The following is a 14,547-nucleotide window of genomic DNA, read 5'->3' on the forward strand; positions in this document are numbered from 1 at the left end:
GCGATGGACCGTCTGCCGCACGAAAAGGGCTTCCACGTGAGCTGGGACCAGCTCCACCGCGACGCGCGCGCGCTCGCCTGGCGCCTGCAGGGCCACGGACCCGAGGACGGCGGCTGGCGCGCGGTGGTGGCGATCACCCGCGGCGGCATGGCCCCCGCCATGATCGTCGCCCGCGAGCTCGACATCCGCACCGTCGACACGATCAGCGTCAAGAGCTACGACCACCAGTCGCAGAGCGCGCCGCGCATCCTGAAATCCCCCGATGCCGCGCTCGTGGGCGACGGCACCGGCGTGCTCATCGTCGACGACCTCGTCGATACCGGCCGCACGCTCGAGGTGGTGCGCGCGGCGATGCCCAGGGCCCACGTCGCCACGATCTACGCCAAGCCGCAGGGCCGTGCCCAGGTCGACACCTTCGTCACCGAGGTCAGCCAGGACACCTGGATCTTCTTCCCCTGGGACATGGCGCTGCAATACGTCGAGCCCTATCGCGGGCGCGACTGACGCGCCCCACCCGCCGCCGACCGGCCGGGCGGGGCATCCCGAGCGCGCCCCGCCCCGTCTTCTTCTTGGCAGAAATATCCCGGGGGTCCGGGGGCTGGCCCCCGGTCCGACCCGCCGAACCGGAGCCCGTGCACGCATGTCGAGCCGCACTGAGACGACCTTCGCCCCGCCCGTGATGGAGGCCCGCCGCTGGCTCGAGGGCGCGGTCTTCCCGCCCGACCGCCCGCTCCTGAACGTGAGCCAGGCCGCGCCGGTCGACCCGCCGCCCGCGCCGCTGCGCGCGGCCATGGCCGAGGCGCTCGACGATCCCGCGACCCATCTCTACGGCCCCGTGCTGGGACTGCCCGATCTCCGCGCGGAACTCGCCCGCTCCTGGGCGCGGCATTACGGCGGGCCGGTCGACGCGGCCGAGATCGCCATCACCGCCGGCTGCAACCAGGCCTTCGCCGCGGTGATCGCGGCGCTCTGCACCGAGGGCGACGAGGTCATCCTGCCGACGCCCTGGTACTTCAACCACAAGATGTGGCTCGACATGGCGGGCGTGACGGCCGTGCCGCTCGCGACGGGGCCGGACCTCGTGCCCGACGCGGACGCCGCGGCGGCGCTCGTGACGCCCCGCACCCGCGCCATCGCGCTCGTGACGCCCAACAATCCGGGCGGCGTCGAGTACCCGGCCGGGACGCTCCGCGCCTTCCGCGACCTCGCGGCACGCCACGGCCTCCGGCTCATCGTCGACGAGACCTACCGCGATTTCGACAGCCGCACCGGCGCGCCGCACGACCTGCGCGGGAACGGCCCCGACCCGCACCTCGTGCAGCTCTATTCCTTCTCCAAGGCGTACCGCCTGACCGGTCACCGCGTGGGCGCCGTCATCGCCGACCCGGGCCTTCTCGCCGAGGTCGAGAAGTTCCTCGACACGGTGGCGATCTGCGCGCCGCAGCTCGGCCAGCGCGCGGCGCTCTGGGGACTGCGCCACCTCGACCAGTGGGTCGCGGGCGAACGGGCCGAGATCCTCGATCGCCGCGCCGCGATCGAAGAGAACATGCCGCGCCTTGCCGAGCGCGGCTGGCGGCTCATGGGCCTCGGCGCCTACTTCGCCTATCTCGAGCATCCCTTCGCCGAGCCCTCGGACGCGCTCGCCCGGCGCCTCGTGCACGAGGCGGGCATCCTCGCCCTGCCCGGCACCATGTTCATGCCCGCGGACGATCCCGCCGGCGCCCGGCAGGTCCGCATCGCCTTCGCCAACGTGGACCGGGCGGCGATCGCCGATCTCTTCGCCCGGCTCGCGGGCTTCGACGCCGCGCTCGCGAGCCCCCTTGCGACCCGGGGGGCCAGCAACTAGACAGCGGCTCCATCGGCGCACGCGACAGCGAAAGGGCGAGAAACACATGGCATTGAAGGCCAAGGGCCTGTCGAAGGTCTTCGTCTGGATCCTGATGGGGTTGCTGTTCCTGGGGCTGATCGGCTTCGGCGCGACGAACATCACGGGCAACGTGCGCAGCGTGGGCTCGGTCGGCGACGAACCGATCCCGGTCGACGCCTATTCGCGCGCGCTCCAGCAGGAGATCTCGACCATCCAGCAGCAAGCGGGACAGGCGGTGAGCTTCGCCGACCTGCAGGCCGCGGGCGTCGACCGGCAGGTGCTGTCGCGGATCGTCGTGAACACCGCCCTCGACTGGGAAGCGCGCCGCATCGGGCTCTCGGTGGGCGACGAGGTGCTCGCGGGCGAGCTGGCGCGCATCTCCGCCTTCCAGGGACCCGACGGTGCCTTCGACCGTGACGCCTACCGCTTCGCGCTGCAGAATGCCGGGCTCAGCGAGCAGGAATTCGAGACCGATCTGAGGCAGGAAACCGCGCGCTCGCTGCTGCAGGGCGCGATCCTGTCGGCGACCGCGATGCCCGACACCTATGTCGACACGCTGGTCGCCTGGGCGAACGAGACGCGCGATTTCAGCTGGGCCATCCTCGACGAGGGCGCGCTGTCGACCGGGGTCGCGGTGCCCACCGAGGAACAGCTGCGCGCCTATTACGACGAGAACATCGACCGCTACACCCGGCCAGAGACCAAGGTCGTGAGCTATGCCTGGGTCACGCCGGACATGCTGGTCGACAGCGTCGAGATCGACGAGGAGACGCTGCGCCGCGCCTACGAGGAGCGCGAGGCGGAGTTCAACATGCCCGAGCGGCGGCTGGTCGAGCGGCTGGTCTTCGGCTCCGAGGAGGAGGCGCAGGCAGCGGCCGAGGCCCTCGCCGCGGGCGAGACCGATTTCGACACGCTGGTCGCCGATCGCGGGCTCACGCTCGCGGACGTCGACCTGGGCGTGGTGGACCGCGGCGACCTGGGCGAGGCCGCGAGCGCGGTGTTCGGCACCTCCGCGGGTGACGTGGCGGGCCCTGCGCCCTCTCCGCTCGGGCCCGCGCTCTTCCGCGTGAACGCCGAGCTCGCGGCACAGAGCACGCCCTTCGAGGAAGCCGTACCGGTCCTGCGCGACAGTCTCGTGCTCGACCGCGCGCGCCGCGTCATCGACGATCAGGCCGAGGATTTCGACGACCGCCTCGTGGGCGGCGCGACGCTCGAGGATCTCGCGGCCGAGACCGACATGGTGTTCGACACGGTCGACTATGCCGGCCAGTCGGGCGACGGCATCACCTCCTACCCCGCCTTCCGCGAGGCAGTGGCCGACATGGCCCCGGGCGACTACCCCGAGATTCTCGAGACCGGCGATGGCGGGCTCTTCGCCGCGCGGGTGGACGAAATCCAGCCCGAGGCGCCGCGTCCCTTCGAGGAGGTCCGCGACCAGGTCGAGACCGGCTGGGAACGCCAACAGATCACCGAGGCGCTGACCGGCCAGGCCGAGGCGCTGGCAACGCGCATCGCGGAGGGCGAGAGCTTCGAGGCCGCGGGTCTCGAGCCGCGCTCGCTCGATGCGGTGACGCGGAACGAGGGCGTGGACGGCCTGCCCGAGGGCGCGATCGCGCGCATCTTCGCGCTCGAGGAAGGCGAGGCGGTCGCGGTGCCGGGCCAGGGCCGCGTGGCAATCCTGCGGCTCGACGCGGTGGTTCCCGCCGACACCGACGGGCCCGAGGCCACGGCGCTCGCCGAGCGGCTGCGCGACCAGGCGAGCGGGTCGCTGGCCAACGACCTCTTCAGCGCCTACGCGACCGACATCCAGAACCGCGCCGGCGTGCAGGTGGACCAGCAGGCGCTGAACGCCGTCCACAGCAACCTGCAATAGGACCGGCCATGGCGGCGCTTGTTCCGGACTTCGACACCTTCGCCCGCGCCTGGGAGGCCGGGCAAAGCCAGGTGGTCTACGCCCGGCTCGCCGCGGACCTCGACACGCCCGTGTCTCTGATGCTGAAGCTGACGGGCGGTGCGCCCGACGCGTTCATGCTGGAATCGGTGACCGGCGGCGAGGTGCGCGGACGCTATTCGATCATCGGGATGAAGCCCGATCTCGTCTGGCAGTGCCATGGGGCCACGAGCCGCATCAACCGGCAGGCGCGGTTCGACCCGGGCGCATGGGAAACGCAGGAGGCGCCCCCCCTCGACGCGCTGCGCGCCCTCATCGCCGAAAGCCGGATCGACCTTCCGGCGGACCTGCCGCAATCGGCGGCCGGCCTCTTCGGCTACCTCGGCTACGACATGATCCGGCTGGTCGAGCGCCTGCCCGACCCCAATCCCGACCCGCTCGGCCTGCCCGACGCGGTCATGCTGCGCCCCTCGGTCGTCGCCGTGCTCGACGGCGTGAAGGGCGAGGTGACGGTCGTCGCGCCCGCCTGGGCGACCGGCGGCCTGTCGGCGCGGGCGGCCTACGCGCAGGCGGCGGAACGGGTGATGGACGCGGTGCGGGACCTCGAACGCGCGCTGCCGCAGGCGAGCCGCGATCTCGGCGAGGCGCGCGAGGCCGGCGAGCCCGTGTCGAACTTCACCCCCGAGGGCTACAAGCAGGCGGTCGAGAAGGCCAAGGAGTACATCCGCGCCGGCGACATCTTCCAGGTGGTGCCCTCGCAGCGCTGGACGCAGGACTTTCCCCTGCCGCCCTTCGCGCTCTACCGCTCGCTCCGGCGCACGAACCCCTCGCCCTTCATGTTCTACTTCGATTTCGGCGGCTTCCACGTGATCGGCGCCAGCCCCGAGATCCTCGTGCGCGTCTTCGGCCGCGAGGTGACGATCCGGCCCATCGCCGGGACCCGCCCGCGCGGCGCGACGCCGGAGGAGGACCGCGCGAACGAGGCCGACCTGCTCGCGGACCACAAGGAACTGGCCGAGCACCTGATGCTGCTCGACCTCGGGCGCAACGATACGGGCCGGGTGTCGAAGATCGGCACCGTGCGCCCCACCGAACGCTTCGTGATCGAGCGCTACAGCCACGTCATGCACATCGTGTCGAACGTTGTGGGCGAGCTGGCCGAGGACCAGGACGCACTGTCGGCGCTGCTCGCCGGCCTGCCCGCGGGCACGGTCTCGGGTGCGCCCAAGGTCCGCGCGATGGAGATCATCGACGAGCTCGAGCCGGAAAAGCGGGGCGTCTACGGCGGCGGGCTCGGCTATTTCAGCGCGGGCGGCGACATGGACATGTGCATCGCGCTGCGCACTGCCATCGTGAAGGATGGAAAGCTCTACATCCAGGCGGGCGGCGGCGTTGTCTACGACAGCGACCCCGACGCCGAGTACCAGGAAACCGTGCACAAGTCGAACGCCATACGGCGCGCCGCGGCGGACGCCGCGCGCTTCACCGGACAGGGGAATTCCTGAGAGGGGCCCGCCGTCAGGCGGCCTCGGCCGCCAAGAGGCGAATGCGCTGGATCATCGCCCTGAGGCCGTTCGACCGCTGCGCCGACAGGTTCTCCTCGAGCCCGAGCCGCGCCAGTTCCGCCTTGGCGTCGACCGCCGGAACCTCGGCCACGGGGAGACCGTCGTAGAGCCGGTGCAGCACCGCAATCAGCCCGCGCACGATCATCGCGTCGCTGTCGCCGTCGAAGTGGAAATGCCCGCCCTCGATGCGCGGATGCAGCCAGACCTGGCTCGCGCAGCCGTCGACCTTGGTCGCGGGCACGCGCAGCGCCTCGGGCAAGGGATCCATCGCCTTGCCCATCTCGATCACCATGCGGTAGCGGTCTTCCCAGTCCTCGAGGAACTCGAAATCCTCGACCACGTCCTCGAACGCCGCCTGCGCCATGCGGGTGCCTCCGTTGCGGTTCGACCCGCCTGACCTAAGCGGCGTCCGGCCCGAGGTCCACCCCCGCTAGACGCTTTTCAAGCGGGGCCTGATCGGCTAGTCGAAAGGAACAGGCAAGGGCAGGTGCGGACGCGATGACCACGGGCACGAAGACGAAGACGCGGATGGGCATCCTTCTCGTGGCGACGCTTGCGGTGGCAAGCTGCGGCACGGTGCGGGACTCGCGGCTCAACCCGTTCAACTGGTTCGGCCGCGCGCAGTCGCAGCCGGTCGCCGCGAACGCATCCGCCACGAACCCCCTGCTGCCCCAGCGCAGCCCGACCGCGTCGCTGTTCCGCCGCTCGCAGCCAGATGCCTATGCCGGCCAGCCGGTGGCGCAGCTGCGCGAGATGGCGCTGGAACGGCGCCCGGGCGGGGCGATCCTGCGGGTCGAGGGCGTCGCCGACCGCGTCGGCCCCTTCGACGTGCGGCTGACACCCGACGAGAGCGCCGATCCGACCGTGCTGAGCTTCACCCTGAACGCGCTCCAGCGCCCCGGGCCGCGCAATGCGGGCCCCAATGCGCGCGCGGTGACCGCGGCGGTCTGGCTCAGCGACAACGACCTCGCGGGCGTGCGCAGCGTGTCGGTCCGCGGCCGCGACAACGCCCTCGTCTCCCGCCGTTGACCGGCGCTACTATCTTTTAGGATCAGGAACTTGCGCCGCGATCCTGCCGCGGCGCACGAACCATCGCCGTGTCAGAGCGCGATCACCTGGATGGTGCGCCCCTTGGCCGAGAGCGCGATGCGCCCGTCGCAGAGCTTGAGCGCCTCCTCCCCGAAGACCTCGCGCCGCCAGCCCTTCAGCGCCGGCACGTCCCGTTCGCCCGCCGCGATCGCGTCGAGATCGGCGGCCGAGGCGATGAGCTTGGGCGCGACCCCGCTGCTTTCGGTCCGCGCCTTCAGGAGCACGCGCAGAAGGTCCGCGAGCGCCGGGTTGACCTGCATGCGGTCGCGGCTCGTGTCGGGTTCGGGCAGCTCTTCCTTGGGCTTCTCGAGACCGCGCGCCACCGCGGCAAGGATGCCGTCCGCGATCTCGCCCTTCCGCGCCTCGCGCAGCAGCAGCCGCGAGCGGCCGAGATCGGCCAGCGATTGCGGCTTGGTCGAGGCGAGCTCGGACAGCGCGTCGTCCTTGAACACCCGGTTGCGCGGCACGTTGCGCTCCTGCGCGAACGTCTCGCGGAAGGTCGCAAGCTCCTGAACCAGCGCGAGGAAGCGCGCCGAGGACGACCGCGTCTTGATCCGCTTCCACGCGTCCTCGGGCTTGACCACGTAGGTCGCGGGGTCCGTCAGCACCGCGATCTCCTCGGCGACCCAGCGATGCCGCCCGCTGTCGCGCAGACGCCGGTCGAGATATTCGTAGATCTCGCGCAGATGCGTCACGTCGGCCAGCGCGTAGGTCTTCTGCGCCTCCGACAATGGCCGCCGCGACCAGTCGGTAAAGCGCGAGGACTTGTCGAGCTGCGCCTTGGCGATGCGCTTGACCAGCGTCTCGTAGCCCACCTGCTCGCCGAAGCCGCAGACCATCGCGGCCACCTGCGTGTCGAAGAGCGGATCGGGAATCACGCCCTCGTCGATGTAGAAGATCTCGAGATCCTGCCGCGCCGCGTGGAACACCTTGACCACCGACGTGTTGCGGAAGAGCTCCATCAGCGGCGCCAGCGACAGGGCGTCGCCCCCCTCGATCGGGTCGACGAGCACGGCGTCGTCGTCGTCCGTGCCGGGCAGCGCCAGCTGGATCAGGCACAGCTTGGAATAGTAGGTGCGTTCCCTCAGGAACTCCGTATCGACGGTGACATAAGGCGCCGAACGCGCCCGCTCGCAGAACGCCGCGAGCGCGTCCGTGGTCGTAATGGTCTGCATCTAACCCCGCAGGAAATGAAGCGGCAATTTTCCAAAGTTAACGGAAGGTTGTGCTGCGGGAAAGCGCGGCCGCGCGGTTGCGGCGCCGGAAACCATTCCGTTGCGTGATGGCTTCCCGCAAAAACATTCATTTCAAACATCCTGCGTGCCCCCTTATCTCCGGCGCATCGGACCCTGTCCCACCCGGAGACCCGCCATGACCCTTGCAGACCTCACCCTGCCCGCCCGCCGCGCCGAGCGCGCGGTGTCCCTGTCCGACCTCCTCGCCGGACTGACAGCCGTCGTGCTGCTGGCCGGCGGCCTCGCGCTCGCCGCCTCCGCGCCCGAGCGCACGGTGACCGGCGCCGACCTCGACTGGCACGGCAATTCCGCGACGCTGATCCGCCGCTAGGGCGTGAGGATCGGCCTGCGGTCGCCGGATGCGAACCGCCGCAGCACTGCCGGGTAGAGGCGGTGCTCCTCGACCAACACCCGCGCCGCCAGGTCCGCGGGGCTGTCGCCGGGCAGCACCGGGACCCGCGCCTGCCCGAGGATGGGCCCGTCGTCGAGCGCGGGCGTGACCTCGTGCACCGTGCATCCATGCTCGGCATCCCCCGCCGCGAGCGCCCGCGCATGGGTGTCGAGCCCGCGATACTTGGGCAGGAGCGAGGGGTGGATGTTCAGCATCCGCCCCTGCCAGCGCGCGACGAAACCCTCGGTCAGCACGCGCATGAAGCCGGCGAGGCAAAGGATGTCGGGTGCCGCCTCCTGGAGCCGCGCCATCAGCGCCGCCTCGAACGCGGCACGGTCGCCGCGGAACGGGCGGTGATCCACCGCCGCGGCGTCGATGCCCATGTCGCGCGCGCGCGCGAGTCCTGCGGCCGCGGGGTCATTGGCCATCACGAGGACCGGCCGCGCCGGGTGGTCGCCCGCCATGTCCCGCGCCAGCGCGACCATGTTGGACCCGCCCCCGGAGATGAGGATCGCCACGCGCTTCTTCATGCCCTGCGATCCGGTCAGAGGAGCGAACCCGTGTAGCGCACGCCGGCTCCCGCGCGCACGGCGCCGATGACGCTCACCCGCTCGCCCGCCTGCGCGAGATGCGCGGCCAGCGCCTCGGCGCGGTCCTGCGCCACCACGAGCACCATGCCGATTCCGCAATTGAAGGTCTTGAGGCATTCGGCGGGCTTCATCCCGCCCACCGACGCGAGCCAGCCGAAGACCGGCGGCAGCGTCCACGCGTCGAGGTCGATCTCGGCGCCGAGCCCCTCGGGCAGGACCCGCGGCAGGTTCTCGGTCAGCCCGCCGCCGGTGATGTGCGCGGCCGCGTGCACGCCGCCCTCCGCCATCGCCGACAGGACCGGCCGGACGTAGAGCCGCGTGGGCGTCAGCAGCGCCGCGCCGAGCCTCGTGCCCGCGTCCCACGGGCAGTCCGCGTCCCAGCTGTCCCCGGAGATATCCACGATTCTGCGCACAAGGCTGTAGCCGTTCGAATGCACCCCGTCTGAACCGAGCCCGAGGAGCACGTCGCCCTCGGCCACGCCCTGCGGCAGGTGCGTGCCGCGCTCCATGGCGCCCACGGCAAAGCCCGCGAGGTCGAAATCGCCGGCGGGGTACATGCCCGGCATCTCGGCGGTCTCGCCGCCGATGAGCGCTGCGCCCGAACGCGCGCAGCCCTCGGCGATGCCCTCGATCACCCGCGCCGCGCTGTCGGTGTCGAGCTTGCCGGTCGCGAAATAGTCGAGAAAGAACAAGGGCTCGGCGCCCTGGCAGACCAGGTCGTTGACGCACATCGCGACGAGGTCGATCCCGACGCCGTCCACATGGCCCGTGTCGATCGCGATGCGCAGCTTGGTGCCCACGCCGTCGGTCGCCGCAACCAGCACCGGGTCGGTGAAGCCCGCGGCCTTCAGGTCGAAGAGCGCGCCGAAGCCGCCGAGCCCCGACATGGTCCCTGCCCGGTCGGTGCGCGCCGCGGCAGGCTTGATCCGCTCCACCAGCGCGTTGCCCGCATCGATATCCACACCCGCCTCGGCGTAGGTGATGCCGTTCTTGCCCTCGGTCATGCGCTGCCCCGTCGCCTGCTGTCGCCGCGCGCGGGATAGCCCAAGCCCCCCCGACTGTCCATGCCGCCGCTTGACCGTGGCGGACCGGCTGGTATTGACTGCCCGGCGGGGGCCTGTAGCTCAATTGGTTAGAGCAGAGCGCTCATAACGCTTTGGTTGCGGGTTCAAGTCCTGCCGGGCCTACCAAAAACCCCAATTTTTTCAATGAATTCAACGACTACATGTCCCGCATGCGTCGCCCGGTTGGCCCATAACTTTCAATGGGTTGCGGATCATGTGTCCCATGTATTTGCGGGATCTCCGCTTGCGGTTGGTGGCACCGCGAGCACCTGGTGCGTGCTCAGGTCCCGCACCCGGTCGCCCTCCGGCACCTGCACGCGCCCAAAATGCTCATCCGGTTGAACGAACTCGGCGTCGAGCTAGCGCGCTAGAGTGCGACGTAGCAAGAACGCGCGCGACGGCGTGGCAGTTCGTAGGGGGCTACGCCGATTACTGCAATATCAACACGTTAGGTGGCACAGTTGGCAACAAATGGCCGGCTGAAAATCAATGGGTTAGGATCCGAGGTGACAACCGTTTTGGTACCGGCCGAGAGAAAACGGGGACGCAGCAGGATCCGAACCTGCCGACTGCCCCTTAGGAGAGGGTGGCACCCAGCGCAGAGCAACGGGATTCACGGAAAAACGCCACGTTTAGAACACCGATGTTTCCGGTTTGTGCAGCTGAAATCCGTCTACGCAGGTTCAACGAACCAAAGAGCATTCCCGTTGACGAGATCACGGCTATCACCTTGACTGCTGTCGCGGCCTAAAATCAAGCGCATAGGATGGTGGGTGGGTTCAAACGGTTCAGCGTTACCACGGATGAAAGCGTCCGAACATTCGAGGCAGAGCAAGTTATCACACGGCAACTCAGAACGCCGCGGGCTAGACGCCGCATAAGGGCGCTCATAAACAAGAAAGCTGAGGCTGGTCCGACGTGCTCTATTGGCGTTTCTGCGAAAGGCGTCACGCTTCGTAAGGTGCGAACGGGGACTGGCGGTCATGCTAAGCAGCGAAACTATGTGCCGTGCGCCCCCGCAAGCCGATCGAATTAGGAGGAAGCGTGACGGACCAACCCGATCTGACTCCTGACATCAATGTGCTGGCCTTAGTGCCGTTGCTCCGAAGCCGTGCACGACATTACGTGGATGACCAGGACGCCGCTGACCGTCTTGTGGAGACGGTCCTTAAAGACGCTATCGCAAACCCTCGTCGTTGCACCTCACAGGCGGACGTGAAGAGCTGGCTGCTTGATCGACTTCTCGCGCATGCCAAGCTGAAGATCGCCATAAAAAACTGGGTGATGTGGCACTGACTGTTTCCGCCCGGAACCGCGAGGAAGTCAGGCGGCGGACTCGGTCCCACGCTCTCGAGGCAGCCTGTATCGAATACGAAGCACCGGGCTCACGTCACGATCGACATCCTGAAGCACAACGTCGCCATCCCGAAGCTCGAGAAACATGGCAGAGCGCGCGACTTCCATCTTCAAGTCAGCTGCGCCACTCCAGTCAGCTGCGCCACTCCAGTCAAGTCTCCTGCACAGCTCGTCTGAGGAGACCTCAATGGCGACGAATTTAGCAGCCTCCAGCCGTCTAAAAATCTTGTGGAGTTCCTGCTCCAACATTTTGTGGAGTTGCTGCTCCGGTCCCATGATATATGCCTTGTCGCCAATATCTGGCTAGGCTGCCATATCGTATCGGTCAACCAAAGGCCGAGCCCCCGCAATTGTCAAATGTGAACCGCTTCGTGCAGTTTCTTGCCGTCTGAGAGCAAAGCCTACCTTTCTCGCCGGAGTAAGTAACCCTGGAAGCAACGTGACTTCAGTAGTTCCGATCGCCTTGTGCGTATTGACCTTCTGCTTCGTCGCGTGGGTCATAACGATGCTGATCGAGTTCGCGATCGAGAACTGCGGCGATCCGTCGACCCGCCGCAGGAATATCGAGAAGTGGCAGCGTCACCCATTCCGCAACCTCTTCACGTTGAGCCTTCTGTTATCGGCCGCGGCAAGTCTTATCGCACTCATCCTTGACGCCCTTCAGAACAGCACCGGCATCGACGTTCCGCTTCTGCCGATCTTCGCAAGCGTCGCGGTATTCATGGTGCTGAGCCTCGGCTCGGGCTCGAGGGACTGAGGTAACGCCTCACCGCCACTGCCGCCGGTCATCAGGCCAAAGTGGCACAGTGGCGCGCCGCAAGACGTCCGCCACCGCCTCTGTTTTCCCAATGCTCAGGTAATCCCGCCAAAAGCCGCCCAAACGCCGCTTCTCCGGTGGTCGGGAACATTGCGTTTCGTCAGTTGTCAGATGCTCTCAAGGGCTTAGTGTCCCGCTCGAATGACGGACGATATCTTTCCGATGCTCGACGCCACCGACTGTGCATGCCGGTCTGAACAGCAGATCGCTGCCCTGCCTCTTCGGCTGTCGAGGAAGCGGGGCCTCGAGGTGCTGATGATCACGTCGCGCGATACCGGGCGCTGGGTGATGCCAAAGGGCTGGCCCATGGACGGCAAGAAGCCGTGGACCGCGGTCGAGATCGAGGCGCTTGAGGAAGCCGGGGCCAGGGGGTTTGTCTCCAAAGATCCGATCGGCACCTACCATTACCTCAAGCGGATGGCCGAGGAGGCCGACATCCCGTGTCACGTCACGGTCTACCCCATGGTGGTCGACCACCTGAAGAAGGTCTGGAAGGAGCGTCGCGAGCGCAAGCGCCGCTGGTTCACGGTGAAAAGTGCTGCCAAGCGCGTCCACGAGCCCGAACTCGCGGACCTTCTGCTTCGGCTCGCCGCTGACGAGGCGGCGCAGAGGCTGCCACGGTCGTTGCGCAAGCGGCTTTGAGGCTAGGTCGACTGCGTCACCTCTGCAGATCACCGGACCCGGGCGGCACCGCGGCGCCGTCAAGCGCGTTCGCGTCCGTCTCGCAGTTGATCCGCATGTCCACCGCCGGCTGGCAGCACCGCGTGCACCTGGTGCGCGGCAGGAGGTCGGCGCGCTGCGTGGCCACTCGGGCCGCATGGCGACCTTGGCCTGCCGGCCGCAACTGGTTGATCCAGTAGACGTGCCCTCACACAAAATGTGGCGCATTTAACCAATTATGGTTGTTTTGTGATGCTGAGTCGCGACATGCTATGCGGAGCCGCGAAAGCCGGGGCGCCCGACCAAAGCACACCCCGGCATCCGTAATCCCCTCCGCCTGCAAGCGGTCGTTCGCGGATTGAGGCGACAGTGCCCTTGGGCGCCGTCACGGTCAAGCCGCTTGCAGGCCAGCATAGGATCTTTGCCCATGGCAACGTTCATACTGCAAGGCCAGCATGGCCCTTACGAGTTCTACTGGGACAATCTTCCGGTCTTGCCGCCTCCTAGTTCAGGTGTCTACATGCTTGGCCGGACGTCGCATGCCGGACCATTCGAAGTTCTGTACATCGGCGAGTCCGAGAACTTGAATGACCGCCTGGTGAGGCAATGGGGACAGCACGAGGGAGTGAGGCGCGCAGCACTGCATGGATGCAACGCGATCGCCTTCATGTTGGCCCCACGCAGCATCTTGCCCTCAATCGAGACTGAGTTGAGACACAGGTTTCGTCCGCCATGCAACCTTCAACCAGTGCCGGAACGGAACGCCTTGGCGGCACTTGGACCTCGATTGGCCAATAACCGGCTTTCGGATCTTTTTGGCTAAGACCGCCTCGCCGCATAATGCGCGGCGAGGCCCTCACGGCCACCGCCGCCGGTCACCTGCCCCCGGCGGCACCGCGGCGCCCTCGAGCGCGTTCGCTGAAGTTTCCCAGATGATCCGCATATCCACCGCCGGCTGACGGCAGCGCGTGCACCTGGTGCGCGGCAGGATCTCTGAGCGCAGCGTGGTCCGATCCATGGGCCACGCCACCTTGGCCTGACGGCCGCAGGAGCACTCGAGGTAGAGGACGCGCATGCGGCGCAGGTAGCGCGCCGCCGCGCCGGCGTCACGCCGGAAGATCGCGCTCGGCTGCCCTCGAGTCGAACCAGGCGAGCACCTCCTCCGCGGTCTCGAACCGCTTGGCGGTGAGGGCCCTGCCCTGCATGTCGTAGGCGCCCCAGGCGCCTGCCAACTCGACCGCGAGGCCGAGGATCGCGCCGCCACGGGTGACGACGCGCGTCTGGCTCAGGATGGCCGAGGTCATCGGCGAGCCTACCGATCCGCGATGGCGGGCTGGTCGAGCTTCTTCAGCGCGTCGCGCACGTAGCGTTCCGCGATCGCGTCGAGAATCCCGTCGCCGGGCACCAGCGCCTTGACCGCCTCCGGCACGGACTGGTGCGCGTGGGCGATGGCGTGGGCCTTGAGCGTGCCGAGGCCGACACCCGGGCCGTGCTTGATCGCGGACATCGCGCCAGACATGAGCGCCTCGTGCAGCGCCTCGCGGTGGCGCTTCTGGATCTCGATGCCCGTCCAGGCGCTGAGCTGGCGCGCGGCGATGCCGATGATGATGGTCAGCACGAGCCCGAGGAGCTCGATCACGTGCGGCTCGAGGGCGGTCCAAAGGTTGTCCATGGTGGGTCCTTTCTGTCAGCGGCAGCGCCGCGTGGGGCGGCGCAGCGCCGCGTGGAGGGCCAGCGCGACGCGCCAGTCAGCGATGGGGAGATGGAAGAGCGCGCGGATCATTCGCCGCCCACCAGCGACGGCAGGGGCACAGTCTTGCCCGCGAGTTCGTGGGTGCAGTCGGGAAGGAAGCGAATCCGTCCATTCTCGACGAAGCTGTGGCACCTAGCTTGCGGCGCCCTGCCCCGCGACCTGATTGAGGGCGAGAAGGTCGGTGCGTCGCCATCACCATTCCACCGCCAACGATCAGTCCAGACCTGGTGCATGGTGGCGCAGCCCGGGCAGCGGAAGGCGACGATGTT

Annotated in this window: 16 protein-coding genes and 1 tRNA gene; 10 read left to right on the forward strand and 7 right to left on the reverse strand. The window is 68.2% G+C overall.

Annotated features, from left to right (window positions below; translation table 11 throughout):
* Positions 1-3 precede the first annotated feature (3 nt).
* The 4 genes from gpt (at position 4) to trpE (ending at position 5,263) form a co-directional block, all read left to right on the forward strand.
* Entirely contained in the window at positions 4-504 is a 501-nt protein-coding gene (gene gpt, locus RISW2_RS18635) for a xanthine phosphoribosyltransferase (protein WP_043773983.1), read from the forward strand.
* A 136-nt stretch (positions 505-640) separates the two neighbouring features.
* Positions 641-1,846 (forward strand): aminotransferase, encoded by a 1,206-nt coding sequence (locus RISW2_RS18640; RefSeq protein ID WP_043773985.1) that lies wholly within the window; start codon positions 641-643, stop codon positions 1,844-1,846.
* Between the two features lie 46 nt (positions 1,847-1,892).
* The gene (locus RISW2_RS18645) at positions 1,893-3,740 is read left to right on the forward strand and encodes a peptidylprolyl isomerase (RefSeq protein ID WP_043773986.1); all 1,848 of its coding nucleotides are present in this window, start codon (positions 1,893-1,895) and stop codon (positions 3,738-3,740) included.
* 8 nt (positions 3,741-3,748) lie between these two features.
* Positions 3,749-5,263 carry an anthranilate synthase component I gene (gene trpE / locus RISW2_RS18650; RefSeq protein ID WP_043773988.1) on the forward strand — a complete coding sequence of 505 codons (1,515 nt, stop codon included), beginning with the start codon at positions 3,749-3,751 and terminating at the stop codon, positions 5,261-5,263.
* A gap of 13 nt (positions 5,264-5,276) precedes the next feature.
* Here trpE and RISW2_RS18655 read toward each other — a convergent pair whose 3' ends face one another.
* Positions 5,277-5,687 carry a SufE family protein gene (locus RISW2_RS18655; protein WP_043773991.1) on the reverse strand — a complete coding sequence of 137 codons (411 nt, stop codon included), beginning with the start codon at positions 5,685-5,687 and terminating at the stop codon, positions 5,277-5,279.
* Positions 5,688-5,821: 134 nt separating this feature from the next.
* On the opposite strand from RISW2_RS18655, the gene RISW2_RS18660 reads away from it, so the two are divergent.
* Positions 5,822-6,352, forward strand: coding sequence for a hypothetical protein (locus tag RISW2_RS18660; protein ID WP_051492149.1), 531 nt, complete (start codon positions 5,822-5,824; stop codon positions 6,350-6,352).
* A gap of 71 nt (positions 6,353-6,423) precedes the next feature.
* Here the strand turns inward: RISW2_RS18660 and rnd are convergent, their stop codons facing one another.
* Positions 6,424-7,587 (reverse strand): ribonuclease D, encoded by a 1,164-nt coding sequence (rnd, locus tag RISW2_RS18665; RefSeq protein ID WP_043773993.1) that lies wholly within the window; start codon positions 7,585-7,587, stop codon positions 6,424-6,426.
* Positions 7,588-7,783: 196 nt separating this feature from the next.
* Between rnd and RISW2_RS18670 the strand changes: the two genes are divergently transcribed.
* Positions 7,784-7,978 (forward strand): hypothetical protein, encoded by a 195-nt coding sequence (locus RISW2_RS18670; protein ID WP_043773995.1) that lies wholly within the window; start codon positions 7,784-7,786, stop codon positions 7,976-7,978.
* Here RISW2_RS18670 and purN read toward each other — a convergent pair.
* The gene (purN, locus tag RISW2_RS18675; RefSeq protein WP_043773997.1) at positions 7,975-8,568 is read right to left on the reverse strand and encodes a phosphoribosylglycinamide formyltransferase; all 594 of its coding nucleotides are present in this window, start codon (positions 8,566-8,568) and stop codon (positions 7,975-7,977) included. The genes RISW2_RS18670 and purN overlap by 4 nt on opposite strands.
* 14 nt (positions 8,569-8,582) lie before the next feature.
* The gene (gene purM, locus RISW2_RS18680; RefSeq protein ID WP_043773999.1) at positions 8,583-9,632 is read right to left on the reverse strand and encodes a phosphoribosylformylglycinamidine cyclo-ligase; all 1,050 of its coding nucleotides are present in this window, start codon (positions 9,630-9,632) and stop codon (positions 8,583-8,585) included.
* Between the two features lie 109 nt (positions 9,633-9,741).
* Between purM and RISW2_RS18685 the strand changes: the two genes are divergently transcribed.
* The 4 genes from RISW2_RS18685 to RISW2_RS18700 all read left to right on the forward strand — a co-directional run bounded on the left by RISW2_RS18685 (position 9,742) and on the right by RISW2_RS18700 (position 12,507).
* Positions 9,742-9,818 (forward strand) — tRNA-Ile (locus RISW2_RS18685).
* Positions 9,819-10,736: 918 nt separating this feature from the next.
* On the forward strand, positions 10,737-10,988 hold the full coding sequence (locus tag RISW2_RS24655) for a hypothetical protein (protein ID WP_156943886.1): 252 nt from the start codon (positions 10,737-10,739) through the stop codon (positions 10,986-10,988).
* A gap of 565 nt (positions 10,989-11,553) precedes the next feature.
* Positions 11,554-11,805, forward strand: a complete 252-nt coding sequence (locus RISW2_RS18695; RefSeq protein WP_156943887.1) for a hypothetical protein — start codon at positions 11,554-11,556, stop codon at positions 11,803-11,805.
* A 222-nt stretch (positions 11,806-12,027) separates the two neighbouring features.
* On the forward strand, positions 12,028-12,507 hold the full coding sequence (locus RISW2_RS18700; RefSeq protein ID WP_051492152.1) for an NUDIX hydrolase: 480 nt from the start codon (positions 12,028-12,030) through the stop codon (positions 12,505-12,507).
* A 1,124-nt stretch (positions 12,508-13,631) separates the two neighbouring features.
* On the opposite strand, the gene RISW2_RS18705 is transcribed toward RISW2_RS18700, so the two are convergent.
* The 3 genes from RISW2_RS18705 to RISW2_RS25500 all read right to left on the reverse strand — a co-directional run.
* Complete coding sequence (locus RISW2_RS18705; protein WP_043774005.1) at positions 13,632-13,829, reverse strand: hypothetical protein; 198 nt, start codon at positions 13,827-13,829, stop codon at positions 13,632-13,634.
* An 8-nt stretch (positions 13,830-13,837) separates the two neighbouring features.
* The gene (locus tag RISW2_RS25690) at positions 13,838-14,197 is read right to left on the reverse strand and encodes a hypothetical protein (protein ID WP_051492150.1); all 360 of its coding nucleotides are present in this window, start codon (positions 14,195-14,197) and stop codon (positions 13,838-13,840) included.
* A gap of 107 nt (positions 14,198-14,304) precedes the next feature.
* Positions 14,305-14,547: ubiquitination-like system serine protease family protein (locus RISW2_RS25500; RefSeq protein WP_280113179.1), on the reverse strand; the 243-nt coding region annotated here is incomplete at its 5' end.

The organism is Roseivivax isoporae LMG 25204, from assembly GCF_000521865.1.
In the GTDB taxonomy this organism is placed as follows: Bacteria; Pseudomonadota; Alphaproteobacteria; order Rhodobacterales; family Rhodobacteraceae; genus Roseivivax; species Roseivivax isoporae.

What these genes read in the sequence shown, in the direction of transcription:
- gpt (WP_043773983.1), top strand. Translation starts at nt 4, where the DNA reads ATGGACCGTCTGCCGCACGAAAAGGGCTTCCACGTGAGCTGGGACCAG.
- RISW2_RS18640 (WP_043773985.1), top strand. Translation starts at nt 641, where the DNA reads ATGTCGAGCCGCACTGAGACGACCTTCGCCCCGCCCGTGATGGAGGCC.
- RISW2_RS18645 (WP_043773986.1), top strand. Translation starts at nt 1,893, where the DNA reads ATGGCATTGAAGGCCAAGGGCCTGTCGAAGGTCTTCGTCTGGATCCTG.
- trpE (WP_043773988.1), top strand. Translation starts at nt 3,749, where the DNA reads ATGGCGGCGCTTGTTCCGGACTTCGACACCTTCGCCCGCGCCTGGGAG.
- RISW2_RS18655 (WP_043773991.1), bottom strand. Translation starts at nt 5,687, where the DNA reads ATGGCGCAGGCGGCGTTCGAGGACGTGGTCGAGGATTTCGAGTTCCTC.
- RISW2_RS18660 (WP_051492149.1), top strand. Translation starts at nt 5,822, where the DNA reads ATGACCACGGGCACGAAGACGAAGACGCGGATGGGCATCCTTCTCGTG.
- rnd (WP_043773993.1), bottom strand. Translation starts at nt 7,587, where the DNA reads ATGCAGACCATTACGACCACGGACGCGCTCGCGGCGTTCTGCGAGCGG.
- RISW2_RS18670 (WP_043773995.1), top strand. Translation starts at nt 7,784, where the DNA reads ATGACCCTTGCAGACCTCACCCTGCCCGCCCGCCGCGCCGAGCGCGCG.
- purN (WP_043773997.1), bottom strand. Translation starts at nt 8,568, where the DNA reads ATGAAGAAGCGCGTGGCGATCCTCATCTCCGGGGGCGGGTCCAACATG.
- purM (WP_043773999.1), bottom strand. Translation starts at nt 9,632, where the DNA reads ATGACCGAGGGCAAGAACGGCATCACCTACGCCGAGGCGGGTGTGGAT.
- RISW2_RS18695 (WP_156943887.1), top strand. Translation starts at nt 11,554, where the DNA reads ATGCTGATCGAGTTCGCGATCGAGAACTGCGGCGATCCGTCGACCCGC.
- RISW2_RS18700 (WP_051492152.1), top strand. Translation starts at nt 12,028, where the DNA reads ATGCTCGACGCCACCGACTGTGCATGCCGGTCTGAACAGCAGATCGCT.
- RISW2_RS18705 (WP_043774005.1), bottom strand. Translation starts at nt 13,829, where the DNA reads ATGACCTCGGCCATCCTGAGCCAGACGCGCGTCGTCACCCGTGGCGGC.
- RISW2_RS25690 (WP_051492150.1), bottom strand. Translation starts at nt 14,197, where the DNA reads ATGGACAACCTTTGGACCGCCCTCGAGCCGCACGTGATCGAGCTCCTC.